Genomic DNA, 25,111 nt, shown 5'->3' with positions numbered 1-25,111 from the left:
TTACTCCCCTTTGCCGCCGGCGGCTTTGTCAGCTGCCTGTGCGGGGGCCGGGTTCTTGGTGCCGACGTTAGTCGCCTCGGTCGCTTTGACCTCGACGCCCGGTTTGACGTACTGCAGCCCTTCGGTGATCAGACGATCGCCGGCTTTCAGGCCGTCTTCGATCAGCCACTGGCTGCCGACAGTGCGGCTGGCCTTGAGCTGACGCAGCTCGACCTTGTTGTCGGCGCCGACGACCAGTGCGGTCGGGGTGCCCTTAAGGTCGCGGGTCACGCCTTGTTGCGGCGCGAGGATCGCTGCGCTGTTGACGCCGGCTTGCAGCTGGGCGTGAACGAACATGCCTGGCAGCAGGGTGTGATCGGGGTTGGGGAACACTGCGCGCAGGGTTACCGAGCCGGTGGTCTGGTCAACCGAGACTTCGGAGAATTCCAGCTTGCCGTCGAGCTTGTACTGGCTGCCGTCTTCCAGGGTCAGCTTGACCGCAGCGGCGTTGTCGCCAGCCTTCTGCAGACGGCCGCTTTCCAGTTCGCGGCGCAGTTCCAGCAGTTCCACCGACGATTGGGTCACATCGACGTAGATCGGATCGAGCTGCTGAATCACTGCCATCGCATCGGCCTGACCATTGCTGACCAGTGCGCCTTCGGTGACCGAAGAGCGGCCGATACGGCCGGAAATCGGCGCGTAGACCTTGGTGTAGCGCACGTTGATCTGCGCGCTCTGCAACGATGCTTCCGATTGCAGGCGGTTGGCCAGTGCGGTGTCGTATTCCTGACGGCTCACGGCTTGTTCGTCGACCAGTTGCTTGTAGCGGTCGGAAATCGACTTGGTCGAACGCAGCTCGGCTTCGGCGCTTTTCAGCGTAGCTTCATAGACCGACGGATCGATCTGATACAGCTGCTGGCCGGCTTTGACGTCGGCACCTTCCTTGAACAGGCGCTTGAGGATGATGCCGTTGACCTGCGGGCGAACTTCCGCGATGCGGAACGCACTGGTGCGGCCCGGAAGCTCCGAGGTCAGGGTAAAGGCTTGTGGTTGCAGGGTGACGACGCCGACCTGAGGAGGCGGAGCGGCAGGGGCCGCTTCTTCCTTTTTACATCCGCTGAGCAGCGATGCCAGGGCGACGGCAGTGACCAGAGCGGTAACAGCTGGCTTGAATTGCATGAAGATCCTCGGGTCAGGCGCGCAAGAAGCGCACAAGAAGTGTGAAAGAGTAAAAATCGGGCACCGGGTGGATAAGTAGCTTGCTAAGTAATATACTTACGTTCATGGTTGTTTGTAAACACCTGCGCCGCGTACCCACCCCGATACAAAAGTCGTCGCAAGGTTTGAAATTGTAGGCCGGGGAGCCGATTCACGAGAGATCGCCCCCTCTTTATTCAGCGGATATTCAGCCATCCCTGAAACATCCTGTTTGAGGTTTTACTGCCATGGTCCGTCGTACCAAAGAGGAAGCTCAGGAAACCCGCAGCCAGATCCTGGAAGCGGCCGAGAAAGCCTTCTATGAAAGGGGGGTTGCCCGCACCACCCTGGCGGACATCGCGACCCTCGCCGGCGTGACGCGCGGCGCCATCTACTGGCATTTCAGCAACAAGGCCGATCTGGTCCAGGCCATGCTCGACAGCCTGCACGAACCGCTGGATGAACTGGCCAAGGCCAGCGAAAGCGAGGACGAACCTGACCCGCTGGGCTGCATGCGGCAGTTGCTGATTCATTTGTTTCATCAAGTTGCACTGGACCCGAAAACCCGGCGCATCAACGAAATTCTGTTTCATAAGTGCGAATTCACCGATGAAATGTGCGATCTGCGCCAGCAGCGCCGGACGGCCAGTCTCGATTGCAACGTGCGCATCGGCCTGACCCTGCGTAATGCGGTGAATCGCGGCCAGTTGCCGGAAGATCTCGACACTGTCCGCGCGGCGATCAGCATTCATGCCTACATCGACGGCCTGCTGTACGGCTGGCTGCTGGCCCCGGACAGCTTCGAACTGCACGCCGAGGCTGAACGCTGGGTCGACACCGGGCTGGACATGCTGCGCCTGAGCCCAAGCCTGCGCAAATGAAACAAAATGCGCAATTGCCCGGCAGGATGTCAATCAGCCGCCATGGCTGATCATCGCGGCGGGGAGTTTAAACGTAGCGAGTCGCAGATTTTGTAGGGAAATTGTGTAGCTCTTGTGAATCCGTGTTTTGCCGCGTTTCCCTCACCCTAGCCCTCTCCCAGAGGGAGAGGGGACCGACCGAGCTGATCTTTCGAGTGACGCTGACCTGAAATATCCCGCCGAACTCGGGTTCTGAAGGCTCTGCAAATCGGCTCCCTCTCCCTCGGGAGAGGGTTGGGGTGAGGGGCTACGTCGGGTGCCACGCAACAAGTCTGAAGCCGAACAACGAAAAGCCCCGGACTCTCACAAGTCCGGGGCTTTTTCATTTCTGCGCTACAGCCTGATTACAAGGTCGGATAGTCGATATAACCCACTGGACCTTTACCGTAGAAAGTCTCCGGATGCGGCTCGTTCAACGGCGCATCGGCCTGCAAACGTGCCGGCAGGTCTGGGTTGGCAATGAACGGCACGCCGAAAGCGACCGCGTCTGCCTTGCCGCTGGCCAGCCACTCGTTGGCACTTTCCTTGGTGAATTTTTCGTTGGCGATGTACGGGCCACCGAACGCTTCTTTCAGTTGCGGGCCGAGGCTGTCGGCGCCTTCTTTTTCGCGCGAGCAGATGAACGCGATGCCACGCTTGCCCAGTTCACGGGCGACGTAGGTGAAGGTTTCGGCGAGGTTGTCATCGCCCATGTCGTGGGAATCGGCGCGCGGTGCCAGGTGCACACCAACGCGACCAGCGCCCCAGACTTCAATCGCGGCGTCGGTCACTTCCAGCAGCAGGCGCGCACGGTTTTCCAGCGAGCCGCCGTACTGGTCGGTGCGCTGGTTGGTGCTGCTTTGCAGGAACTGGTCGAGCAGGTAACCGTTGGCGCCGTGGATTTCCACGCCGTCGAAACCGGCGGCCTTGGCGTTCTCGGCGCCGGTGCGGTAGGCGTCGACGATGTCGGCGATTTCAGCGGTTTCCAGGGCGCGCGGGGTTGGATAGTCGGCCAGTGGGCGCACCAGGCTGACGTGGCCCTTTGGCTGAATGGCGCTTGGCGCGACCGGTGCTTCACCGTTCAGGTACGAAGGGTGGGAAATGCGGCCAACGTGCCACAGTTGCAGGAAGATCTTGCCGCCGGCGCCGTGAATCGCCTTGGTCACGTTGGCCCAGCCACGCACTTGATCGTTGGACCAGATGCCCGGGGTGTCCGGGTAGCCGACGCCCATCGGTGTTACCGAAGTGGCTTCGCTGAGGATCAGGCCGGCCGAGGCGCGTTGTACGTAGTATTCGGCCATCAGCGCGTTCGGCACACGACCTTCGTCGGCGCGGCAACGGGTCAGCGGGGCCATGATGATGCGGTTGTTCAGCTCGATGTCGCCGAGTTTGATCGGGTCGAAAATAGTCGCCATGTCTAAAAGCCTCGCTTTAATTAAGGAAGTTGATTCAGTTGGAAGCAGGCGCCAGCTCGGCATTGCCGTTCTGGCGGAAGGTAATCAGGGTCACCAGCAGGGCCAGTACAGCCAGCGCGGCGGCAGCCAGTGGCACGCTGGTCAGTCCGTAGCCGTGGGCGATGACGCTGCCGCCGACCCAGGCGCCGAGGGCGTTGCCGACGTTGAAGGCGCCGATGTTCAGGGTCGAAACCAGGTTCGGCGCAGCCTTGCCGAAGGTCACCACGTTGACTTGCAGCGCCGGCACAGCGGCGAAACACGCGGTGGCCCAGAGGAACAGGGTGATTTCAGTCGGGATCAGCGCAACGCTGGTCCAGCTCAACACCGTGGACACCACTGCCATGGCGATGAACACGCCGATCAGCGTGGCGGCCATGCCTTTGTCGGCGAGTTTGCCGCCGATGATGTTGCCGACCGTCAGGCCCAGACCGATCAGCATCAGTGTCCAGGTCACGCCACGCGGCGACACACCGGTGACTTCACCGAGCAGTGGGGCGACGTAGGTGAACAGGGTGAAGACCGAGGCGGCGAACAGCGCGGTCATGCTCAGCGACAGCCAGATACCGGCACCCTTAAGGGCAGCGAGCTCGGCGCGCATGTCGAGTTTCTCTTCGTCACGCTTGGCCGGCAGGAAGCGGATCAGGCCGATCAGCGCGATCACACCGATGACGGTCACTGCCCAGAAGGTCGAACGCCAGCCGGCTTCCTGACCCAATGCGGTGCCCAGTGGCACGCCAAGTACGTTGGCCAGGGTCAGACCGGTGAACATCAATGCTACCGCCGAGGCACGTTTGTTTGGCGCGACCAGATTGGCCGCCACCACCGAGCCGATGCCGAAGAATGCACCGTGGCACAAAGCGGTGACGACCCGGGCAAACATCAGCACGTTGTAGTCGCTGGCGATGGCGCAGAGCAGGTTGCCGACAATAAAGATGCCCATCAACGCCACCAGCGCGGCCTTGCGCGGCAGTTTCGCGGTGGCCAGCGCCATGAACGGAGCACCGATGGCCACGCCCAGGGCGTAACCGGTGACCAGCCAGCCGGCGCCGGGAATCGACACACCGAGGTCCGCCGCCACGTCGGGCAGCAGGCCCATGATGACGAACTCGGTGGTGCCGATGGCGAAGGCGCTCAGGGCGAGGATGAGAAGCGAAAGGGGCATGCAGGTTTCCTTGTCGGCTGGCTGACGTTAAGGGTCAGAGCTCTTTACTGAGGGTGCTGAGAAACGCCTGGATGACGTCCTCGTTACGTTTGAAGAAATGCCACTGCCCGGCCTTCTGGCTGCTGATCAGCCCGGCCCGTTGCAACGTCGCCAGGTGTGCCGACACGGTCGATTGCGACAGGCCGCAACGCTGATCGATCTGCCCGGCACAGATGCCGTACTCGTGGTTGTGCAACTGCTCGGGGAATTCGCCTTTCGGGTCCTTCAGCCAGTTGAGGATGTCTCGCCGTACTGGGTGCGCCAGGGCTTTTATTATTTCGTCGAGGTCGAGGTTCATGGCTTGGGCTCGTGTTGGCAGTAGCGATATATCGCGATGGGACGAACTTTAAATCGTCGGATCGCGATATACCAATATGAATTCGGTCTGACGAGCGCATAAATCGCTATATCGGGTTATAACGATACGAGGGTGCTGAATGTCCGAACCCAGTGCTAAGCTGCGCCCATGAACTATCTCGCGCATTTGCATCTCGGCGGCCAGCGCCCCGGTCAGTTACTCGGCAGCCTGTATGGCGACTTCGTCAAAGGGCGGCTGCAAGGCCAGTTCGACCCGGAAGTGGAGGCGGCGATCGCCCTGCATCGGCGCATCGACGTCTTTACCGATCGCCATCCGCTGGTCGATATTGCTTTGGGCCGCTTCAGCGAAACGCGGCGGCGTTATGCCGGAATCGTCCTCGATGTGTTTTTCGATCATTGCCTGGCGCGGGACTGGACGCTGTATGCCGACCGACCGCTGGAGCAGTTCACCGCAGACGTCTATCACGTGCTGTCCCGCGAACGGCAATTGCCGGAACGGCTGGCGAAGATCGCCCCGCACATGGTCGCCAACGACTGGCTGGGCTCGTATCGCGAGTTTGAGGTGCTGGAGCAGGTCCTGCGTGGGATCTCGCGGCGGTTGACCAGGCCCGAGGAATTGGCGGGGGCAATGGCGGAGTTGCGGCGGTTGTATGAGCCGCTGAGTGAAGACTTCAGCCTGTTCTATCCGCAATTGCAGGATTTTGCACAAAACACTGATCCACTGTAGATATGAATGTGGGAGCGAGCCTGCTCGCGAATGCGGTGTCTCAGCCAATATAGATGCTGAATGGCACGACGCATTCGCGAGCAGGCTCGCTCCCACAGGGGATTTGTGTTTTCAGGCGGCGATCAAATCGCCTGCGCGACGCGGTTCGGCAGGTTTCGCCACCTCACCAAACAACACCTTCTGCACCGCCTGCTGCGCTTCGAACGCCAGCGCCGCGCGCTCGCGGCCCTGACAGGCAATCGGCTTGAGCAGATGCACCTCGACATCGCCGCAGTCGTTGCTGAACAGGCGCATCAGGTGCGAGAGCAGGTCATCGTCACCAATGAACGGTGCGAGCGTGTCGATTTCGCCGTCACGCAGATAACGGATCGCCACCGGTTGCAGCATCACCTCGGAATCGATCGCCGCCGACAGCAGGCGACCATGGAAAGTGCGCAGCGAACGGCCATCGGTGGTGGTGCCTTCGGGGAACATCAGCAGCGCATGTTCGGTTTGCAGATGGCGGGTCATTTGCTTGCGGATCAACTGGCTGTCGCCCGACCCACGGCGGATGAACAGGCTGCCGGCCTTGGCCGCGAGCCAGCCGGCCACCGGCCAGGTGCGCACTTCGGCTTTGGACAGAAACGACAGCGGCGTGAGCATGCCCAGCAGCGGAATGTCGGTCCACGACACGTGATTGCTGACCCACAGCATCGGCTGTTTTGGCAGCTCGCCATGCACACTCACGCGAAAGGGCAGGGCATTGCTCAAACGCGCCATGAAAAAACGCGACCAGCGCTGCCGCCGCTCCATCGAGTGCGCCAGACCAATGCGCTCGAACACGCCGAAGACGCTGGCCATGGTCAACCCTAGCGTCACCACCAGCAGCACTCGCGCGATTCGCGCGTACACCCGCAACCGGCTCATCACACCGCCGCCTTGAAGTGTTTGGCGTAGCGCGGGCAGAGTTCGTCGCGCTTGAGCAGGATGAACACGTCGGCGACCTGGAAATCTTCATCCCAGCACGGCTCGCCGCAGATCTTCGCCCCGAGGCGCATGTAGGCCTTGAGCAGCGGCGGCATTTCGGCGATGACGTTGGACGGGATATCCAGCGTCGGCAGCGGATTTTTCGGCTCGGCGCGCAGGTGTTCGGTGCACAGGTAACGCTCGCGCAGACGCTGCATGATCGCGTGGGCCTGAATGCCGCCGTCCTGCATCGGGATGCTCGCGCAACCCATCAGGTAGCTGTAGCCGCCCTGATTGAGCACTTCGGCCAACTCGCCCCAGAGCACGGCGATGGTGCCGCCGTTGCGGTACGCCGGATCGACGCAGGTGCGGCCGATTTCCAGGATCGGGCCTTGCAGATGCGCCAGGCCATGCAGGCTGAATTCTTCTTCGCTATAGAACTTGCCGAGGCTGCTGGCGGCGGTGTGATCGAGCAGACGCGTGGTGGCGACCAAGCGCCCGGTGTTCAGATCACGCACGCCGATGTGGCTGCAGTGACCATCATAATCATCCATGTCCAGACCCAGTTCGGCGCCTTTGAGTTTGGCGTTGAACTCGCCGCTGAAGACGGCGAAGCGCAGGGCCTGGGCTTGCTGCAAGGCTTCGGCGCCGATCAGGCGTTCGGCTTGCAGGCGGCGTTCATTGCCGGTGTCGCTGATGCGGGCGATTTGCGTCATGTGAATCTCCGTACGGGCCTTTAACCCGTCGTGGGTTGCAGCCGATCGACTTTCTTTATGCAGCCGTGTTGTGCAAAGTCAGGCTATGTAGCCCCGGTGTCATCGCCATGAACGTTCGGTGATGCTTATATGACAGCCCACGAGGAGGCGCCCATGCCCTGGACAGATCTGCTGCACCGCCGTGAACGCTTGCCCGCCGTTGCCGATTTGGCCGAGGGCTTTGCGACGCTGTTGCAGACGCTAGGCAACGTCACGCCGTTCGAATTGGCGGTGGCCGGCGGGCGGCGGATGGCCACGCCGGGGCTGGCGTTTCTGGTCGGTTATCAGGCAGCGCTGCGCATGTTGTGGCCGAGCGCGCCGCCGAGCCTTGGCGCCTTGTGCGCGACCGAACAACGCAGCCTGCGTCCGGCCGACATGCAAACGCGGCTGAAAGATTTGCGCTTGAGCGGGCGCAAGGATTTCGTCACCGCCGGCGACGCCGCCGACTGGTTATTGGTGGCTGCGCGCAGTGAGGAGCCTGGCGAAACACCGCGCCTGAGTCTGGCGGTGGTTTATCCCGGCGAGCCCGGCGTGAAGGTGGAAAAACTGCCGGCGTTGCCGTTGATGCCGGACATCAGCCACGGCCGCCTGTACCTCGACGGCGCCCTGTGCGAACTGCTCGCCGGCGACGGCTGGGACGCCTACGTCAAACCGTTTCGCAGTCTTGAAGATGTCTACGTGCTCAGCGCCATCGCCGCGTGGTTGTACGGCGTCGGCCAGGACAGCGACTGGCCGCAGGCCCTGCAATTGCGTTTGCTGGCGCTGCTGGCCGGGTGCGCCGAGGCCAGCCGGCAAGCGCCGAACAATCCGGCGGGGCATGTAGTGCTGGGCGGGTTGTTTGCGCAGTTTGAAGCGCTGGCGGGGGAGGTTGATGAAGCGCTGGGCAATGGCCCAGCGGAGTGGGCGCAGATGTGGCAGCGGGACAAGGGCGTGATGCAGTTGGCGGCGGGGGCGAGGGCCAAGCGGTTGGCCAAGGCTTTGGCGGTGACCTGAGCGGCCCCTTCGCGAGCAGGCTCGCTCCCACAGAAAGATCGTGTGTTGTCAGTCGAAACGTGGGAGCGAGCCTGCTCGCGAAAGCGGCCTCAAGAACACCACACATCTGTCATCAACCGCACCTAATCTCAACAGACCGATCCCAGAGCCTCAACCATGTTCAAAGGCCTGTCCCTGTTCCTGCTGCTGATCAGCCTCACCGTCCGAGCCGAACAATGGCCGAATGAGCAATGGCCAATCGGCTCGCCAGTCAGCGGCCCGGCCGTCGAGGCGCTGGAAAACTACGCCTTCCCGCCCCGCAACGACGCCACCCGCGACGGCATCCGCACCGACGCCTTGCTGATCATCCAGGACGGCCAGATCATCTACGAACGCTACGCCGCCCCGACCACCGAACAGACCCCGCACCTGACCTGGTCGATCAGCAAAAGCCTGCTGGCCGCCGTCCTCGGCGTGGCCTACGGCGAAGGCCGGTTCAAACTCGACGATCCAGCGCTGAAGTTCTACCCGGCGCTGGAAAAACACCCGGCGATCACCCTCGGCCATCTGCTGAACTGGGCCTCCGGTCTCAATTGGCAGGAGGACTACGAATACGCGCCGCTGAAATCTTCGGTGGTGGCGATGCTCTACACCCGCGGCCATCGCGACATGGCCGCGTTCACTGCGGACCACGACGCCTACGCCGCGCCGGGTCAGGCTTTCCGTTATTCCAGCGGTGACAGCAATCTGCTCGCCGCTGCCCTGAAAACCATGGTCGGCCCAGAGCGTTACGCCGACTATCCGTGGACAGCATTGTTCGAGCCGTTGGGCATTCGTCACGCCGTTTGGGAAAGCGATGCCAGCGGCACCTTTGTCGCCTCGTCCTATGCCTATCTCACCGCGCGGGATCTGGCGCGGGTCGGTCTGTTGATGGCGCGCGGCGGGCGCTGGAACGATCGGCAGTTGCTGCCCGAGGATTGGCTCGCGTTCAACCTCACACCGTTTGCCGGCTACAAGGCGCATCAGGACGAAGCCGTACCCGGCGGCCACTGGTGGCTCAATCGTCGTGTCGACGGCGCCACATCACCATGGCCCGACGCCCCACCCGACACCTTCGCCGCCCTCGGCCACTGGGGCCAGGCGCTGTATGTGATGCCCAGCGAGAAACTGGTGATCGTGCGTTACGCCGATGATCGTGATGGCAGCTACCAGCACAACGAATTGCTCAAACGCGTGTTGCAGGCGGTGCGGCCATGAAGCGCTTTCTATTGTTGCTGCTGATCGTGCTGCTCGGCTGGGGATGGTATGAACGCGAGAATCTCTGGGCGTTCCCGGACATCATCAGCGCCTACACCGCCAAGGAATATTGCTCGTGCCGTTATGTGACGAACAACGACGCGGGGTATTGCCGTGGCTATGTGAAGCAATGGCTGCCAACCAGCGGTTTTACCGATGACCCGTCGAGCAAAACCGTCACCGTCAGAGGCATGGGCCGCAGCAACAGCGCGCAATGGCTGAGCGAACGCCAGGGCTGTCGCCTGAATCCCTGACTACACTCGATTCCGTTGTGAATGGAGATCATGTGGGAGCTGGCTTGCCAGCGATTGCAGTGGGTCAGCCAGCGAAAATCTTGCCTGTGACGACGCTATCGCTGGCAAGCCAGCTCCCACATGGGTCTCATCAGTGCATGCATCTGTGGTGATCTTCAGTTTGCAATAACTTGGCGGGCGGTTAAGGTTCGTGCAGGTTTATCGCCCCCACGAGTGTTCAATGTTCAACCGCTCCCTCTATACAACCTTCGCCAGTCTGCTGTTGACCGCCGCTGCGATGCCGGCCCAGGCCAATTGGTACCTGGACGGCGAGTCGTCGCGGCTGTCGTTCGTCAGCACCAAAAATGCCAGCGTGTCGGAAGTGCAGCGCTTTCTGGTGCTGCACGGCAAGGTCGACCCCAACGGTCGCGCCGAGGTCGAAGTCGAACTCGAATCGATCAACAGCGGCATTCCGCTGCGCGATGAGCGCATGCGCAAGGAGCTGTTCCAGATCGAGCAATTTCCCGCAGCCACTATCACCACGCAGATCGACCTGCGCCCGATCAACGATCTGGCCCCCGGCGCGCAGCTGGAGTTGCGCCTGCCGCTGACCGTCAGCCTGCACGGCAAGCAGCACGAATACCCGGCCGAGTTGCTCGCCACGCGTCTGGATGATCGGCGCTTTCAGGTGGTGACCCTAGAGCCGCTGGTGATCAACGCCGAGGATTTCGATCTGGCGCCGGGCCTGGAAAACCTGCGCAAACTCGCCGATCTGTCGGCCATCAGTCTGTCGGTGCCGGTGGGTGCGGTGCTGATTTTCACGGCGCGCTGACATGCGCGGTGCGGTGTTTCCCTGGCGTGACGGCAACCGTTTCGAACTGTTGATCGACGGCCCGCAGTTCTTTCCGCGCATGCTCGAGCACATCGCTGGAGCTACAGAACAGGTCGAACTGGAGCTGTACCTGGTCGAGGCAGGCGCCTGCGCCGAAGCCATCGTCCAGGCGCTGGTCGCGGCGGCCGAGCGCGGCGTGCGCGTGCGTTGCCTGTTCGATGATTACGGCAGCCTCGCGTTCACGCTGCACCTGCGCCAGCGCCTGACTCAGGCCGGGGTCGAGCTGCGTTTCTACAATCGCCTGAGCTGGCGGCGCTGGGTCGGCAACTTCTATCGTGACCACCGCAAATTGCTGCTGGTCGACCAATGCCTGGCCGTGGTCGGCGGCACCGGCGTGACCGATGAATTCTGGACGCCGGGCCATGATGTCAGCGAGTGGCACGAAGTGATGGTCGAGATCAGCGGTCCATTGGTGATCGATTGGCAATTGTTGTTTGATCGCCAGTGGATCGCCAACCGTTACCGCCGCGCCTGGCGCCCGGCCGCGCATTTCGGCTTGCCGCGCCTGCCGCGCGTGCCGGACAAGGGCGAAGGCATGGGCCGCGTAGCCTACGCCGACGCCCGCCAGCACCGCGACATTTTGCAGTCGTTGTTCCGTGCGTTGAACAGCGGGCAAAAACGCATCTGGATGGCCACGCCGTACTTCCTGCCGACCTGGAAAATCCGCCGCTCCCTGCGCAAGGCTGCCGCGCGCGGCGTCGATGTGCGCTTGCTGCTGACCGGGCCGCGCACCGATCACCCGTCAGTGCGCTACGCCGGGCACCGCTATTACCCGCGCCTGCTCAAGGCCGGGGTGCAGATCTTCGAATACCAGCCGTGCTTCCTGCACCTGAAAATGGTTCTGGTCGACGAATGGGTAAGCATCGGTTCGTGCAACTTCGATCACTGGAATCTGCGTTTCAATCTGGAGGCGAACCTGGAGGCGCTGGACCCGGCGTTGACGGCAGCGGTGGAGGCGAGCTTTGTGAAGGACTTCGGCTTGAGTCAGCTGGTGAGTCTGGAGGAGTGGCAGCGCCGACCGTTGTGGCGGCGGGTCAAGCAGCGGGTGTGGGGCTGGGTGGATCGGTTGGTGGTGAATATTCTCGACCGTCGCGGATAACCACGATTTTGAATACACCCTGAATCCAATCTGGTAGCGAGCCTGCTCGCGAAAGCGGTGTGTCATTTGATCGTTCCCACGCTCTGCGTGGGAATGCCTCTAGGGACGCTCCGCGTCCAGTGACGCGGAGCGTCACGGGCTGCATTCCCACGCAGAGCGTGGGAACGATCAGTGCAGGGGGGCGGTGTGCTTGCTGTTACAGCAATTCAAAGCTCTGCTGCGTCACCGCCTGCGAATCCAGGCCGATCTGCACGTTGAACTTGCCAGGCTCGGCTGCGTATTTGAGCTGGGCGTTGTAGAACTTCAGGTCTTCCTCGGTGATGGTGAAGTGCACGACTTTCTGTTCGCCGGCCTTGAGCATGATCTTCTGGAAGTTCTTCAGTTCTTTCACCGGGCGGATCATTGAACCGGTGACGTCCTGGATGTACAACTGCACCACGGTTTCGCCGTCACGCTTGCCGGTGTTCTTGACCATGACGCTGGCGTCGAGCTTGCCGCTGGCGTTCAGGGTGGTCGATGACAGCGCCATATCGCTCAGGGCGAAGGTGGTGTAGCTCAGGCCATAACCGAATGGAAACAGCGGGCCGGTGGTGTCATCGAAATACTGCGAGGTGTAGTTGCCCGGTTTGCCCGGCGTGAACGGCCGGCCGATGCTCAGGTGGTTGTAGTAGGTCGGGATCTGGCCCACGGAACGCGGGAAGGTCACCGGCAGTTTGCCCGACGGGTTGTAGTCGCCGAACAGCACGTCGGCGATGGCGTTGCCGCCCTCGGTGCCGCTGAACCAGGTTTCCAGAATCGCATCGGCCGACTGGTTTTCTTCGAGAATCGTCAGCGGACGGCCGTTCATCAACACCAGCACCAACGGCTTGCCGGTGGCTTTCAGCGCACGGATCAATTCGCGCTGGGTTTGCGGGATGTTCAGGTCAGTGCGACTCGAGGATTCATGGGACATGCCACGGGACTCGCCGACAGCGGCGACGATCACGTCAGCATCCTTCGCCGCTTTCACCGCTTCGTCGATCAGCACGCTGGCCGGGCGCGGGTCATCGACCACTTCCGGGGCATCGAAGTTGAGGAAGTTCAGGTAGTCGAGGACCTTCTTGTCGCCCGTGATGTTGGCGCCACGGGCGTAGATCAGGTTGGCTTTGTCGCCGATCACCGCACTCATGCCATCGAACAGCGTGACCGATTGCGCCGGGCGCCCGGCGGCGGCCCAGCTGCCCATCATGTCGATCGGCGCTTTTGCCAATGGACCGACCAGCGCGATTTTCGCGTCTTTCTTCAGCGGCAGAGTTTCGTTGTGGTTCTTCAGCAGCACCAGACTGCGCCGCGCCACTTCGCGGGCCTCGGCGCGGTGCAGGCGGCTCTCGGCGTAGGTGTCGGCCGGATCATCCTCGGCCTTGCCGATGCGCAGGTACGGGTCCTTGAACAGGCCCATGTCGTACTTGGCCGCGAGCACTTCGCGCACAGCGTTGTCGATGTCTTTCTGTTCGATCTCGCCGGACTTGAGCAACCCCGGCAGTTCTTTGCCGTAGAGGGTGTCGTTCATGCTCATGTCGATGCCGGCCTTGATCGCCAGCTTCGCCGCTTCGCGACCGTCGCGAGCGACACCGTGCTTGATCAGTTCGAAAATCGCGCCGTGATCGCTGACTGCCAGGCCTTTGAAGCCCCAGTCCTTGCGCAGCAGATCGTTCATCAGCCAGGTGTTGGCCGTGGCTGGAATGCCGTTGATCGAGTTCAACGCCACCATCACACCACCGGCTCCGGCATCGATCGCGGCGCGGTAGGGCGGCAGGTAATCCTGGTACATCTTCACCGGGCTCATGTCGACGGTGTTGTAGTCGCGACCGCCCTCGACCGCGCCGTACAGGGCGAAGTGCTTGACACTGGCCATGATGCTGTCGGCAGCGCTCGGCGTGGCCCCCTGATAGGCGCGAACCATGACGCCGGCGATGCGCGAGGTCAGGTAGGTGTCTTCGCCGAAACCTTCGGAACTGCGGCCCCAGCGTGGATCGCGGGAGATATCCACCATCGGCGCGAAGGTGATGTCGAGGCTGTCGGCGGCGGCTTCTTTAGCCGCAACGCGACCGGACTGGCCGATGGCGTCCATGTCCCAGCTCGACGCGAGGGCCAGCGGAATCGGGAAAATCGTACGGTGACCGTGGATCACGTCGTACGCAAAAAACATCGGAATCTTCAGGCGACTGCGCATGGCAGCGTCCTGCATCGGACGGTTTTCCGCGCGGGTGATCGAGTTGAATGTGCCGCCGATGTTGCCGCCGGCGATTTCCTTGCGGATCAGCTCGCGGGGCATTTCCGGGCCGATGCTGATCAGGCGCAACTGGCCGATCTTCTCGTCGAGGGTCATTTGTTTCATCAGGTTGCTGATGAAAGCGTCCTTGTTTTCCAAAGGTACCGGGGTCGTGGCGGCCAGTACCTGATGACTGGCCAGGCTGACGAACAGACCCAGCAAACACAGCTTCTTCATGAATTTTTTCTCTAGAGCCCAAACGGTGATGCAACACCGGCCAGCCAAAATGTAGGGAGCGACTATTGTTGTTCGGGTGCCGGCGCAAAATCCTGAGCCGGAAAACCGCAGCCGACAGCGGCAACGTGAACGCGAAGGGCACTTTTTAGCCGATTAACCCGTCGCATGCCAGTGGCGGCGCCGATTATGCCCCAACCGCTGGCCGGGAATGCCCAGCGCTCGGTTTTTAAATCAAATGTGTCATGGAGCATCACTGCAATGAATATCAGCTCAACCTCCCGTTCACGGTTACAGATCGCCACGTTGCTGGTGTTCGCCACGCTGTTGACCGCGTGCGGCATCAACAATATCCCGACCCTCGACGAACAAGCCAAAGCCGCCTGGGGTCAGGTGCAGAACCAGTACCAGCGCCGTGCCGACCTGATCCCCAATCTGGTGGAAACCGTGAAGGGCTATGCCGCCCATGAGCAGGAAACCCTGACCGCAGTGATTGAAGCGCGAGCCAAGGCGACGTCGATTCAGGTCGATGCCAGCACCCTCGACAATCCCGAGAAGCTCAAGCAGTTCCAGCAGGCACAGGATCAACTGACCGGCGCATTGAGCCGTTTGATGGTGGTCTCCGAGCGCTATCCCGATCTGAAGGCCAACCAGAATTTCCTCGCTTTGCAATCGCAACTCGAAGGCACGGAAAACCGCATCGCCGTGGCGCGTCGCGATTTCATTCTGGCGGTGCAGAAGTACAACACCGAGATCCGCACCTTCCCCGGTCGCCTGTGGCACAGCGTGATGTACAGCGATCTGCCAATGCGCGAGACCTTCGAAGCCACCACGCCCGGCGCGGAAAAAGCCCCGGAAGTGAAATTCTGATTCGAGGTCGCCCATGCGTGTGTTGAAACTGGGCCTGGTGCTGATGCTGTGGCTGTTCGCCGTCAGCGCCCGGGCCGAATTGACCTTTCCGCCGCTGAGCGGGCGCGTGGTCGATCAGGCGCAGATGCTCGAGCCATCGATTCGCGCGCAACTGAGCCAGCAATTGCAGGCGCACGAGCAGGCCACCGGCGAGCAATTGGTGGTGGTCACGCTGCCGGATCTGCAGGGCACCACCATCGAGGATTTCGGCGTTCAGCTCGGTCGGCACTGGGGCATCGGCCAGAAGGACAAGAACAACGGCGCATTGCTGATCGTCGCCCGTGACGAGCGCAAACTGCGCATCGAAGTCGGCTATGGCCTGGAGGATCGCCTGACCGATGCGCAGGCGTCGGTGATCATTCATCAGGTCATCACGCCGGCGTTCAAGGCCGGTAACTTCAGCAAAGGCATCAGCGATGGCGTTGCGGCGATGCTGGTGGTGCTTGGTGGCAATCCGCTGGACGAACCGTCGACCGTGTACGAATCCAGCGGCGACCCGGCGGATGATTTCATCTCGCGGCACCCGGCGCTGTTCATGTTTCTGGTGATGTTGTTCATCGTGACGGTGTTTGTCTGCCAGATGCTCGGTATCCTGCCTGCCGGCCGGGGCGGCTCCGGAGGAGGGGGCGGCTTTGGCGGAGGCGGCGGATTCGGCGGCGGAGGCGGTGGCGGCTTCAGCGGTGGCGGGGGCAGTTTCGGCGGCGGCGGTTCGTCCGGCGGCTGGTGAGATCAAAAGAATAATGAGCAGGCACTTTTCGACATGGCATTACTGACTGAACACGAACAACGCAAAGTCGCCGAGGCCATCGCCCGGGTCGAACGCGACACCGACGCCGAACTGGTCACGGTGCTCGCTGCCCGCGCCGATGATTACGCGTACATCCCGCTGCTCTGGGCCAGTCTGCTGGCGCTGGTGTTGCCGGGCATCGTCCACTACCTCACGGGCTGGCTGACCCTGCGCAGCCTGCTGTTGGTGCAATGGGGCATGTTCATCGTCCTGTGCCTGTTGTTCCGCCTGCCGAAAATCACCACCCATCTAGTGCCGCGCCGCGTGCGCCACTGGCGCGCCTCCAACCTAGCGCGGCGACAGTTTCTCGAACAGAACCTCCACCACACCGTGGGCAGCACCGGCATGCTGATTTTTGTCTGCGAGGCTGAGCGCTATGTGGAAATTCTGGTGGACGAGGGGATTTCCAAACGGCTGGATAACAGCAACTGGGACGCGATTGTCGCAGCGTTCACCGAACAGGTCCGCCAGGGCCGCACGCTGGAAGGGTTCGTCACGTGCGTGGAGGCGTGTGGTGAGTTGTTGAAGGTGCACGTGCCAATGACGCAGGTGCGGAACGAGTTGCCGAATCGGTTGGTGGTGTTGGGCTGAAGCAGTCCCGCATATTTGGCCTCTGTGGCGAGGGGATTTATCCCCGATCGGCTGCGTAGCAGTCGCGAAACCTGCGCACATGATTTGAAAGGCCGAACACAGAGGGCCGCTTCGCGCGCCATCGGGGATAAATCCCCTCGCCACAAAGGTCGGTGTCATGGATTTTGCCGTTGGGTAAATAAGAGGGTGTCCCCAACCCTCATCCCCCCTAAAATACCCGCCATTCCCGATTCCGCCCGTCCGAGGCCGCTTGTCCATGTCCGTTTCCGCTTCTTCCGCGCCGTCCGCCAAACCGGCCGCCGATCACCACGCCCAGTTCATCGAGCTGCTGCAAACCAGCCTCGACGACAGCGGTTTCATCAAGCTGGTGCTGGCCAAGTACGTCGGTGAAGAAGCGGATCTGCAACGGGTCATCATCAAACCGGTTACGGTCAAGGCGCAGCCGTGTCTGTCTTTTGTTTATCGCTACAAGACCCGCGACATCACCAAGAACCTGCCGCTTGACGAGGGCGTGGCGCTGATTGCCGGTCTGCTGCCGACCTCGTTCAAAAATGCGCATTTACTGGCGCTGACCGACGAAGCGCAGCTGGAATACAGCAAAAAGGGCAAGAGTTCGCTGTTCAAGAGCAAACCTCAGCAATTGCGTGAAGCGCCGTCCGCCGAGCACAACCGCGAGAAAAACCGCTTTCTTGAGTTGAGCCGCCCGTTCCTCAAGGACTTGGGCGTGACCAATGCGCAACACGAGCTGATCCCGGCGATGTCGCGCAAGTGGAAGCAGATCAACAAGTTCATTGAAGTGTTCAGCCATGCCCTGACCTCGTCGCCGCTGGCGCTGGACAAACCGGTGCGGGTCGCCGATTTCGGTTCGGGCAAGGGCTACCTGACGTTCGCCATTCACGACTACCTGCGCAACACGCTGAAGGCCGAGGGCGAAGTCACCGGCGTCGAGCTGCGCGAAGAAATGGTCAACCTGTGCAACGCTGCAGCGGCCAAGCTTGAGCATCCGGGGCTGGTGTTCAAGTGCGGTGACGTGCGCACGGTGGCGCCGAGCGAACTGGACGTGATGATCGCCCTGCATGCCTGCGACATCGCCACCGACTACGCGATTCACACCGGCATCCGCTCGGGTGCGTCGATCATAATGTGCTCGCCGTGCTGTCACAAACAGATCCGCCTGCAGATCCAGAGCCCGGCGCTGCTCAAGCCGATGCTGCAATACGGCTTGCACCTCGGCCAGCAGGCGGAAATGGTCACCGACAGCTTGCGCGCGTTGTTCCTCGAAGCCTGTGGTTACGAGACCAAGGTGTTCGAGTTCATCTCGCTGGAACACACCAACAAGAACAAGATGATTCTCGCGGTGAAACGCGCCGAACCGGTCGATCCGACGCAGTTGTTGGCGAAGATCGCAGAGCTCAAGGCGTTCTACCACATCAGCGAACACTGCCTGGAAACACTGCTGCGCGCTGACGGCTATATGCCTTAACAGGCAGCTGCAAGCTTCAAGCGGCAAGCTGCAAGTTGAAGCATGACGCTGGTGTGCCTGATATGGGTGATCCTGCTTTTTCTTGAAGCTTGCAGCTTGCAGCTTGCAGCTCAATTTGGGTCTACCTTGAATACTCCCAGACCTTTCCCCGAGGAGTTTTCCCATGGCCGCGAAAAAGATTCTGATGCTGGTCGGCGATTACGTCGAAGACTACGAAGTGATGGTGCCGTTCCAGGCCCTGCAGATGGTCGGCCACACGGTGCACGCCGTGTGCCCGGACAAGTCCGCCGGCAGCACCGTGCGCACTGCGATTCATGATTTTGAAGGTGATCAGACCTACAGCGAAAAACCCGGTCACTTGTTCGCGCTCAATTTCGATTTCGCCAAGGCCAGCGAAGCCGATTACGACGCGCTGCTGATTCCCGGCGGTCGTGCTCCCGAGTACCTGCGGCTGAACGACAAAGTCCTCGAACTGGTGCGCGCGTTCGACAACGCCGGCAAGCCCATCGCAGCGGTCTGCCATGGCGCGCAACTGCTCGCGGCGGCGGGTGTGCTCGAGGGGCGTGAGTGTAGCGCGTATCCGGCCTGCGCCCCGGAAGTACGTCTGGCGGGCGGCACCTACATCGACATTCCGGTGACCGATGGTCATGTTCAGGGCAATCTGGCCAGCGCTCCGGCGTGGCCGGCGCATCCTAAATGGCTGGCCGGTTTCCTCGGTCTGCTCGGTACGAAAATCACCTTGTAGTCGAGGCAGGCGACAGACCGCGGCTGCTGGTCTTTACTCTGAAGCGCGAAATCTCTCAATCGCCCCCAGGAGAAACAGACATGTCCGGATGGTACGAAGTGAGCAAAAGCAGCAACGGCCAATTCAGGTTCGTGTTGAAAGCGGCGAACGCCGAAACGATTCTGACCAGCGAGCTCTACAGCACCCGCGCCGGCGCCGACGGCGGCATCGCCTCGGTGCAGGCCAACAGCCCGCTGGACGAGCGTTACGAGAAAAAATCGACCAAGGACGGCCACCCGTACTTCAACCTCAAGGCGGCCAATCACCAGGTCATCGGCAGCAGCGAGTCGTATTCATCAGATGGCGCGTGCGACAAGGGCATCGCCAGCGTGAAGGCCAACGGCCCGACCAAAGTCATCAAGGACAAGACCCTGCCTGTCCTCTGAGCTCAGGGCATGAGCCTTTGAAATCAAAAGATCGCAGCCTTCGGCAGCTCCTACACCTGGAATGCATTTCCATGTAGGAGCTGCCGAAGGCTGCGATCTTTTGATCTTGCTTCATACCTCAACCGGTACCGACAATTTCGGATCGCCCAGGGCATGGCTCTTGGCATCAAAGAACCGCAACTCAACCCCGGTACCGTCGAACACCTTGGCGTAGTGACGCTTTTGATGCTGGATGAACGCGGCGCTGCGCGGATAAATCGAGACCGCCACGCACTTCGGTCGGGCCAGGCGCAACGCGCGCACCAGATGCGCATCCGGCTCGCCCAGCGCGTGGCCGAAGATGCACAGGCTGTCGCCATGGGCCAGTAACTGCTCGTAGCAGAACGACAGATAATCCGAGCTGCGAATGGTCTTGAGCTTGTCAGTGCTCGGCCCTTCGGTGACGAACAGCGGCACGTCATCCAGGGTCTTGATCGTATTGTTGATGGCGAAGCTGCCGAGCAGGGTGCCCTCGGTCGAGGTCAGTTTGCGTGCGGTGCCGTCCTGATTGCGCACCAGATGCAGACCACCGTGCAGGTACAGCAGACGCGGTTTGTCGGTGGCGCTCTGGCTCAGATCGAAACTTGCGTCTGCGCCGTTGAACAGGTCGTCGATGGCCTCGCCCGGGTGTTGCAGCGCCCAGTAATTGAGCAGGTCGTAGTTGGTGGTGAACACCGTGCGATAGCGCGCCAGTTCTGCATTGAGCGCCGTCAGTGTCGAAGGCTGCACCAGCCGCCACGGGATGTGCACCGCGTGCACCGTGTTGATCAGCGCTTCCTTGATTGCGTAATAGCGATTGCGCGGCGCCGCCGAGCTGACCGCCAGCGCCTTGTTGACCCGGCTGGTGGTTTTCAGGGCGCCCAGCACTTGCTCGAAGCTGCGGGTTTGCAGCGCGTCGAACACCGCCAGTTCCGATGGGCTCAGCGGTTTCTCTTCGACCGTACGGGCGTTTTCGAACAGCGAGTCGTAGCCGAAGTCATCCCACACCGCGCGGCTGGCGCCATTGCCCACCAGCAAACCCTGGAAATCGTTCGCGGCGCGCAAGGCGTTCCAGTCTTCGAGGGTGGCGTCGACATCGAGAAAATCGGTCATTGCGTGGGCGATCTCAAAACAAAGGGCAGATGGACGGCGACTTTATCACGAGCGGACATTGAGCCAGATCAACATTGCTCGTGACCGATCGGTCGATGCTGTGTGCACCCGCCGAATCGAGGCAGTCGATCCGGCTTCAGTCAGGAGACACACGATGAGCAGCACCTTCTTCATTCCGGCGGTCAACATCATGGGCAGCGGCTGCCTCGACGAAGCCATGGTCGCGATTCGCAATTATGGCTTTCGCAAGGCGCTGATTGTCACCGATGCCGGGCTGGCCAAGGCTGGCGTCGCCGCGATGATCGCCGAGAAACTGGCGATGCAGGACATCGATTCGGTGATCTTCGATGGCGCCAGACCGAACCCGACCACGGCCAATGTCGAATCGGGTCTGGGGCTGCTGAAGGAAAGCAAATGCGATTTCGTCGTGTCGCTGGGTGGCGGCTCGCCACACGATTGCGCCAAGGGCATCGCGCTGTGCGCAACCAATGGCGGGCAGATCGGCGATTACGAAGGCGTCGACCGCTCGAGCAAGCCGCAATTGCCGCTGATCGCCATCAACACCACCGCCGGCACTGCCAGCGAAATGACCCGCTTCTGCATCATCACCGACGAATCGCGCCACGTGAAAATGGCCATCGTCGACCGCAACGTCACGCCACTGCTGTCGGTCAACGACCCGGAGTTAATGGTCGCGATGCCCAAAGGGCTGACCGCCGCCACTGGCATGGACGCGCTGACCCACGCTATCGAAGCCTACGTCTCGACCGCCGCCAATCCGATCACCGACGCCTGTGCGCTGAAGGCCATGAGCCTGATCAGCAGCAACCTGCGTCTGGCTGTGCGCGACGGCAGCGACCTGGCGGCGCGGGAGAACATGGCTTACGCGCAGTTTCTCGCCGGCATGGCGTTCAACAACGCCTCGCTCGGATTTGTCCACGCCATGGCGCATCAGCTGGGCGGCTACTACGACTTGCCCCACGGCGTCTGTAACGCCGTGCTGTTGCCGCATGTGCAGAGCTTCAATGCGCTGGTCTGCGCTGACCGACTCAGGGACGTCGCCCACGCCATGGGCGCGGATATTCGTGGTTTCAGCGCAGAGGAGGGCGCGCAGGCGGCGATCAATGCCATTCGCAACCTTGCCAAAGACGTCGAGATTCCCGGCGGACTGCGTGAGCTGGGCGCGAAACTTAGCGACATCCCGGTGCTCGCCGCCAATGCTTTGAAGGATGCGTGCGGAGTGACCAATCCACGGGCGGCAGATCAGCGCCAGATCGAGGAAATTTTCCGCAACGCGTTTTGAATGAAGGCGCGCAGGCGAGCGAAGTCGAACAGTCCTTCGCTTGCTTCTGCGACCACGGCAAATGTCCGCACACGGCCCCAATCTGAAACCTGGCCGGCGATGTTGTGAACGGCGGATATACGGTACTGCCCGACTGCCAATGAGTGTGCAGCCGGTGTTTGCCATTTCCGGTCGCTTTCGACCGCTGCACTGGCAATCTCCAGGCCAGTGTCCAGATCGAAAATACTGACGAAACCCTCGGCCCGTGTGACATCTCCCGACAACATCACAGGCGCATTTACCTCCGCTCCCTCAAGCGGTACGAAGACGCCCGGGACGTCGATTTCGGGCCGCAGTCGCACCTCATATCCGCGCTCGTCACTCCATTCAGACGTGATGCCTGCATACGTCTGGTGGGCGTGAATCTTCTGCTGGCCTGGAGCCTGGGCGCCGCTGATGCTGAACGCCCATCGTCCCTTTGCGCTGACCAGCCCTGCACCGAGCGAATGGGTGTTTTCAATGTTCCAGACCTGTACAAGCGCATCGGGCATGCCGCTGCCGAGCAACAATGTCGCAGGTCCCGTCGTGCTGGCCTCCTCGGGGTAGGTGATGGTCGGGGCCGGGGCAGGTTGTGACATTTGCTCGTCGCGAGTGCTCATCGTTCTTCTCGTCCATGGCTGATTTGAACGCTGAGGTTGGCATGACGTGCCTGAATTCGAACCTGTAAGAACTACCAGTCCTCCAGTCTTTTTTGCACGGTGATCAATTTCGTTTTCTTCTAAAAAACTGTCATTTGTGTCAGTTGTCCGGCGTGGCTTCTTCGGGTCGAATGCTTTCAGCGAGGGGATCGATGTCGATCCCGCAGGAGAATACGAACATGCCGGAATCCACCGCGCCATTGCCCCCAACCGCGCAGTCAGCCGGGGAGCTGGACGCTCTGTTTGGTCTGCGAACGCTGAAATTTCCCGGAGCGGCCAAGACCATTGCCGAAGGCGTGTCTATCACGCCTTCGGGGCAGATCATGGTCAGCGTTACCGTCGAGCAATCGGGCCATTCGTACTACGGCCTTGCGCGCCTGGATGCCGATGGCAATCCGGACCCGGATTTCGGCACCGACGGATATCTCAGCGGCCGGTTCGGCACAGGCTCGCTCACCCAAGGCGGGCCATTGATCGTTGATGCGCTCGGACGGATCTGGATGTGCGGTGTGATTGGCGTGGTCAAAGACCAGACGCTTGAATACCAGCAAGTCATCGCGCGGTTTCTGCCCGACGGTTCGCCGGATATCGAGTTCGGCGGCGACAGGAATGGCTACCGGATTGTGCCCATGCGGATTCCGGCACTCTTTGGGGCCACCCATGGGCAACTGCTGCTGGCCAAATCCGATCCGCAGCTTGCGCAGCCGGACAGGCTGCTGTTTGTGACAGCGCAAAAGGGCAGTGGCCTGTTGACGAGGTTCAATCTCGACGGCTCGGACGATTTATCGTTCGCCAGCAACGGTTGGCTGCCCCTGTCGCTGCCAGGCGTGGCCATTTCGCTGTCCGGGATCATCCAGCTCGACGGTGGGCTGATTCTCGTGCATGGCAAAACTGAAATAACCAACCAGGGACTGGTCATGGCGTTCGACCACAACGGGAAAGTTGCAGAAGGCTTCGGCGAAAAGGGCGTACTGCTACTGAACCTTCAGCGTAATGGCAAGCCGCTCGAAAGCCACGTGACCGACATCGTTGTGCAAACTGCGCAGCGCCTGCTTCTGCTCGGTTCGGCGGTCGAGTCAACGGACGGCACGAGACTGCAATACGCGTTGATCAGTGGTATTACCTACGCCGGCCAAATGGATGACGCGTTCAAAAATCCTGTCCTCAGCCCGACGGCGCATGAACTCGACCTGAGAGGTTGGCAAGCAGGGTTTGCGCTGGACGACATCGCCGGCAAACGGATCGTTGCGGTCGGACAGACCTCGGGCAGCGCACGAGGCTTGCTGACGGGAGGCTTTCTGGTCGATGGCGCAGTGGATGATTCGTTTGATGTCGAGGGCGCGAAGGACATTTCATGGCCAGCCATCGATGCCTGCCTGCAAGGCTCTTCGATCCTGGTGTTGGGTCGCAGGGACGACAGCGCGCAGCTGGTTCGCTTGCTGACCGCGCCTGTCACAAAACAGCGCGCCAGCATGGGCAACTGAGCAGTCAGCGGTAAAACCGGGCTATCCTGCCGGCTCGGATGAACCCTGCCTTCGAGCCCACCATGCTGCAAAAAAGCCTGATCCGCCGTCTCGACCTGATCACTCTGCAACTGTTCGTCGCCGTCCACGAGGAAGGTACGTTGACCCGTGCGGCTGCGCGCGAAGCCATTGCGGTTTCGGCGGCGAGCAAGCGTCTGATGGAGTTGGAGGAGGCGCTGGGCATCGCTTTGTTCGTGCGTCAGGCCAAAGGGATGATCCTTACGCCGGCCGGTGAAACCCTGCTGCACCACGCCCGGCAGATGCTCTTCAATGTGGAAAAGATGGGCCTGGAGCTAGGCGAGCACAGCCACGGTGTGCGTGGTTACGTGCGCATGCTGGCCAATCTTTCGGCGATCATTCAATTCCTGCCCGAAGACTTGCGCGACTTCTCCGCGCAGCATCCGCAGGTCAAGACCGACCTTGAAGAACGGCCCAGCGCCGGGGTGATTCAGGGCGTGCTCGACGGCGTTGCGGACCTCGGCATCTGCTCCGACGACAGCGACATCAAAGGTCTGCACAGCGCGCTGTATCGCCAGGACAAACTGGTAGTGGTGATGCTGCCGGAGCATCCGTTGGCTGCGCGTGAATCGGTGGCCTTCGATGAAACGCTCGACAGCGATTACGTCGGCTTGCACGCAGCCAGTTCGATCAACATGCGTACCCATGCGGCCGCGCGGCAGGCCGGTAAAGTCCTGCGCATTCGCATTCATGTGCCGGGGTTCGATGCGGTGTGCCGGATGGTCCAGGCGAACATGGGCATCGGCATTCTGCCGCAGCGAGCCTATGAGTTGTTTGGTCAGGCACTGGGCTTGCGCGCGGTGCCGCTGACTGATGTCTGGTCCGATCGCGCGCTGATTGTGGTGGTGCGCGATGAGGCAGGGTTGTCGCCGGTGAGCCGGATGTTGTTTGAGCATTTGCGTGGGCGGTAGATCTTTATTGCGGCTGATGGCCTCTTCGCGAGCAGGCTCGCTCCCACCTTGAACTTGTGTGAACACAGAATCTGAAACCACTACAGAACCTTGTGGGAGCGAGCCTGCTCGCGAAGGCGGCCCTGAATTCACCACGCAATCACAGCGGAGCATTCG

25 protein-coding genes are annotated in these 25,111 nt (G+C 61.3%); 16 read left to right on the top strand and 9 right to left on the bottom strand.

Annotated elements, in window-relative coordinates; translation table 11 throughout:
• Entirely contained in the window at window positions 1–1,158 is a 1,158-nt protein-coding gene (gene emhA / locus AC0IXA_RS08145) for an efflux RND transporter periplasmic adaptor subunit EmhA (protein ID WP_016771331.1), read from the bottom strand.
• Between the two features lie 266 nt (window positions 1,159–1,424).
• Between emhA and emhR the strand changes: the two genes are divergently transcribed.
• Window positions 1,425–2,057, top strand: coding sequence for an efflux system transcriptional repressor EmhR (emhR, locus tag AC0IXA_RS08140; RefSeq protein WP_130912702.1), 633 nt, complete (start codon window positions 1,425–1,427; stop codon window positions 2,055–2,057).
• 383 nt (window positions 2,058–2,440) lie between these two features.
• On the opposite strand, the gene AC0IXA_RS08135 is transcribed toward emhR, so the two are convergent.
• The 3 genes from AC0IXA_RS08135 to AC0IXA_RS08125 are packed head-to-tail and all read right to left on the bottom strand — an operon-like array spanning window position 2,441 to window position 5,028.
• On the bottom strand, window positions 2,441–3,490 hold the full coding sequence (locus tag AC0IXA_RS08135; protein ID WP_016771329.1) for an alkene reductase: 1,050 nt from the start codon (window positions 3,488–3,490) through the stop codon (window positions 2,441–2,443).
• Window positions 3,491–3,524: 34 nt separating this feature from the next.
• Window positions 3,525–4,691 (bottom strand): MFS transporter, encoded by a 1,167-nt coding sequence (locus tag AC0IXA_RS08130; protein WP_016771328.1) that lies wholly within the window; start codon window positions 4,689–4,691, stop codon window positions 3,525–3,527.
• 34 nt (window positions 4,692–4,725) lie between these two features.
• Entirely contained in the window at window positions 4,726–5,028 is a 303-nt protein-coding gene (locus tag AC0IXA_RS08125) for an ArsR/SmtB family transcription factor (RefSeq protein ID WP_016771327.1), read from the bottom strand.
• A 168-nt stretch (window positions 5,029–5,196) separates the two neighbouring features.
• On the opposite strand from AC0IXA_RS08125, the gene AC0IXA_RS08120 reads away from it, so the two are divergent.
• Window positions 5,197–5,775, top strand: coding sequence for an acyl carrier protein phosphodiesterase (locus AC0IXA_RS08120; protein ID WP_223630010.1), 579 nt, complete (start codon window positions 5,197–5,199; stop codon window positions 5,773–5,775).
• A gap of 111 nt (window positions 5,776–5,886) precedes the next feature.
• Here the strand turns inward: AC0IXA_RS08120 and AC0IXA_RS08115 are convergent, their stop codons facing one another.
• A complete protein-coding gene (locus tag AC0IXA_RS08115) occupies window positions 5,887–6,681 on the bottom strand; it encodes a lysophospholipid acyltransferase family protein (protein ID WP_150636454.1) in 795 nt (264 codons plus the stop codon).
• Complete coding sequence (gene olsB, locus AC0IXA_RS08110) at window positions 6,681–7,436, bottom strand: L-ornithine N(alpha)-acyltransferase (protein ID WP_471812532.1); 756 nt, start codon at window positions 7,434–7,436, stop codon at window positions 6,681–6,683. Before olsB ends, AC0IXA_RS08115 begins: the two co-directional genes overlap by 1 nt.
• A gap of 153 nt (window positions 7,437–7,589) precedes the next feature.
• Here olsB and AC0IXA_RS08105 point away from each other — a divergent pair, with 153 nt between their 5' ends.
• The 5 genes from AC0IXA_RS08105 (at window position 7,590) to AC0IXA_RS08085 (ending at window position 11,967) form a co-directional block, all read left to right on the top strand.
• The gene (locus AC0IXA_RS08105; protein ID WP_471812530.1) at window positions 7,590–8,468 is read left to right on the top strand and encodes an acyl-CoA dehydrogenase middle domain-containing protein; all 879 of its coding nucleotides are present in this window, start codon (window positions 7,590–7,592) and stop codon (window positions 8,466–8,468) included.
• A 156-nt stretch (window positions 8,469–8,624) separates the two neighbouring features.
• A complete protein-coding gene (locus tag AC0IXA_RS08100; protein ID WP_471812528.1) occupies window positions 8,625–9,704 on the top strand; it encodes a serine hydrolase domain-containing protein in 1,080 nt (359 codons plus the stop codon).
• The gene (locus AC0IXA_RS08095; protein WP_471812526.1) at window positions 9,701–9,997 is read left to right on the top strand and encodes an amidase; all 297 of its coding nucleotides are present in this window, start codon (window positions 9,701–9,703) and stop codon (window positions 9,995–9,997) included. Before AC0IXA_RS08100 ends, AC0IXA_RS08095 begins: the two co-directional genes overlap by 4 nt.
• A gap of 220 nt (window positions 9,998–10,217) precedes the next feature.
• On the top strand, window positions 10,218–10,808 hold the full coding sequence (locus tag AC0IXA_RS08090) for a YceI family protein (RefSeq protein ID WP_323167830.1): 591 nt from the start codon (window positions 10,218–10,220) through the stop codon (window positions 10,806–10,808).
• A gap of 1 nt (window position 10,809) precedes the next feature.
• Entirely contained in the window at window positions 10,810–11,967 is a 1,158-nt protein-coding gene (locus tag AC0IXA_RS08085; RefSeq protein ID WP_471812524.1) for a phospholipase D-like domain-containing protein, read from the top strand.
• Window positions 11,968–12,163: 196 nt separating this feature from the next.
• On the opposite strand, the gene bglX is transcribed toward AC0IXA_RS08085, so the two are convergent.
• Window positions 12,164–14,455, bottom strand: a complete 2,292-nt coding sequence (gene bglX / locus AC0IXA_RS08080) for a beta-glucosidase BglX (RefSeq protein ID WP_471812522.1) — start codon at window positions 14,453–14,455, stop codon at window positions 12,164–12,166.
• A 258-nt stretch (window positions 14,456–14,713) separates the two neighbouring features.
• Between bglX and AC0IXA_RS08075 the strand changes: the two genes are divergently transcribed.
• The 6 genes from AC0IXA_RS08075 to AC0IXA_RS08050 all read left to right on the top strand — a co-directional run bounded on the left by AC0IXA_RS08075 (window position 14,714) and on the right by AC0IXA_RS08050 (window position 19,392).
• Complete coding sequence (locus tag AC0IXA_RS08075) at window positions 14,714–15,322, top strand: LemA family protein (protein WP_024011957.1); 609 nt, start codon at window positions 14,714–14,716, stop codon at window positions 15,320–15,322.
• 13 nt (window positions 15,323–15,335) lie between these two features.
• Window positions 15,336–16,088, top strand: coding sequence for a TPM domain-containing protein (locus tag AC0IXA_RS08070; protein WP_471812520.1), 753 nt, complete (start codon window positions 15,336–15,338; stop codon window positions 16,086–16,088).
• A 33-nt stretch (window positions 16,089–16,121) separates the two neighbouring features.
• Window positions 16,122–16,739 carry a TPM domain-containing protein gene (locus AC0IXA_RS08065; RefSeq protein WP_471812518.1) on the top strand — a complete coding sequence of 206 codons (618 nt, stop codon included), beginning with the start codon at window positions 16,122–16,124 and terminating at the stop codon, window positions 16,737–16,739.
• Window positions 16,740–16,995: 256 nt separating this feature from the next.
• Entirely contained in the window at window positions 16,996–18,222 is a 1,227-nt protein-coding gene (locus AC0IXA_RS08060; protein WP_471812517.1) for a class I SAM-dependent methyltransferase, read from the top strand.
• A gap of 163 nt (window positions 18,223–18,385) precedes the next feature.
• The gene (locus AC0IXA_RS08055; RefSeq protein ID WP_206420922.1) at window positions 18,386–18,967 is read left to right on the top strand and encodes a DJ-1/PfpI family protein; all 582 of its coding nucleotides are present in this window, start codon (window positions 18,386–18,388) and stop codon (window positions 18,965–18,967) included.
• An 80-nt stretch (window positions 18,968–19,047) separates the two neighbouring features.
• Window positions 19,048–19,392 (top strand): YegP family protein, encoded by a 345-nt coding sequence (locus tag AC0IXA_RS08050; protein ID WP_073475813.1) that lies wholly within the window; start codon window positions 19,048–19,050, stop codon window positions 19,390–19,392.
• 111 nt (window positions 19,393–19,503) lie between these two features.
• On the opposite strand, the gene AC0IXA_RS08045 is transcribed toward AC0IXA_RS08050, so the two are convergent.
• A complete protein-coding gene (locus tag AC0IXA_RS08045) occupies window positions 19,504–20,523 on the bottom strand; it encodes a DUF4917 family protein (protein WP_471812515.1) in 1,020 nt (339 codons plus the stop codon).
• A 154-nt stretch (window positions 20,524–20,677) separates the two neighbouring features.
• Between AC0IXA_RS08045 and yiaY the strand changes: the two genes are divergently transcribed.
• The gene (gene yiaY / locus AC0IXA_RS08040; RefSeq protein ID WP_471812513.1) at window positions 20,678–21,826 is read left to right on the top strand and encodes an L-threonine dehydrogenase; all 1,149 of its coding nucleotides are present in this window, start codon (window positions 20,678–20,680) and stop codon (window positions 21,824–21,826) included.
• On the opposite strand, the gene AC0IXA_RS08035 is transcribed toward yiaY, so the two are convergent.
• Complete coding sequence (locus AC0IXA_RS08035; protein ID WP_471812511.1) at window positions 21,787–22,464, bottom strand: hypothetical protein; 678 nt, start codon at window positions 22,462–22,464, stop codon at window positions 21,787–21,789. The genes yiaY and AC0IXA_RS08035 overlap by 40 nt on opposite strands.
• A gap of 218 nt (window positions 22,465–22,682) precedes the next feature.
• Between AC0IXA_RS08035 and AC0IXA_RS08030 the strand changes: the two genes are divergently transcribed.
• Complete coding sequence (locus tag AC0IXA_RS08030; protein ID WP_471812509.1) at window positions 22,683–23,987, top strand: NHL repeat-containing protein; 1,305 nt, start codon at window positions 22,683–22,685, stop codon at window positions 23,985–23,987.
• 62 nt (window positions 23,988–24,049) lie between these two features.
• Window positions 24,050–24,955, top strand: a complete 906-nt coding sequence (locus tag AC0IXA_RS08025) for a LysR family transcriptional regulator (protein WP_471812507.1) — start codon at window positions 24,050–24,052, stop codon at window positions 24,953–24,955.
• The last annotated feature ends 156 nt before the right edge of the window (window positions 24,956–25,111 follow it).

Source organism: Pseudomonas sp. AC083 (assembly GCF_979253165.1).
This window is presented reverse-complemented; position numbering and strand designations above follow the sequence as displayed.